The 559-nt window shown below is 51.3% G+C and carries 6 tRNA genes; all 6 read left to right on the top strand.

From position 1 onward, the window contains the following. Window positions 1-21 precede the first annotated feature (21 nt). Window positions 22-94, top strand: a tRNA-Asp gene (locus HT687_RS11275). 24 nt (window positions 95-118) lie between these two features. Then, window positions 119-191 (top strand) — tRNA-Lys (locus HT687_RS11280). 5 nt (window positions 192-196) lie between these two features. Beyond that, window positions 197-278 (top strand) — tRNA-Leu (locus HT687_RS11285). 18 nt (window positions 279-296) lie between these two features. Then, a tRNA-Thr gene (locus HT687_RS11290) sits at window positions 297-369 on the top strand. Window positions 370-391: 22 nt separating this feature from the next. Then, window positions 392-463, top strand: a tRNA-Gly gene (locus HT687_RS11295). A gap of 7 nt (window positions 464-470) precedes the next feature. Next, a tRNA-Leu gene (locus HT687_RS11300) sits at window positions 471-556 on the top strand. Window positions 557-559: the final 3 nt, after the last annotated feature.

Raw genomic sequence — 559 nt, forward strand, 5'->3', positions numbered from 1 at the left:
TCGATCCCGTTAACTCCCAAAGGTCCCGTAGTGTAGCGGTTATCACGTCGCCCTGTCACGGCGAAGATCGCGGGTTCGATTCCCGTCGGGACCGTTTAAGGTAACGCAAGTTATTTTAGACTCGTTAGCTCAGTTGGTAGAGCAATTGACTTTTAATCAATGGGTCACTGGTTCGAGCCCAGTACGGGTCATATATGCGGGTTTGGCGGAATTGGCAGACGCACCAGATTTAGGATCTGGCGCTTAACAGCGTGGGGGTTCAAGTCCCTTAACCCGCATTGAGATATAATAGATGAGCCGGCTTAGCTCAGTTGGTAGAGCATCTGATTTGTAATCAGAGGGTCGCGTGTTCAAGTCATGTAGCCGGCATTTTTAGATAGAAGAAAATAGTGCGAACGTAGTTCAGTGGTAGAACACCACCTTGCCAAGGTGGGGGTCGCGGGTTCGAATCCCGTCGTTCGCTTAGAGAGGCCGGGGTGGCGGAACTGGCAGACGCACAGGACTTAAAATCCTGCGATTGGTAACGATCGTACCGGTTCGATTCCGGTCTTCGGCATAA

This window comes from Streptococcus sp. 1449 (genome assembly GCF_013276805.1).
GTDB lineage: Bacteria > Bacillota > Bacilli > Lactobacillales > Streptococcaceae > Streptococcus > Streptococcus pseudopneumoniae.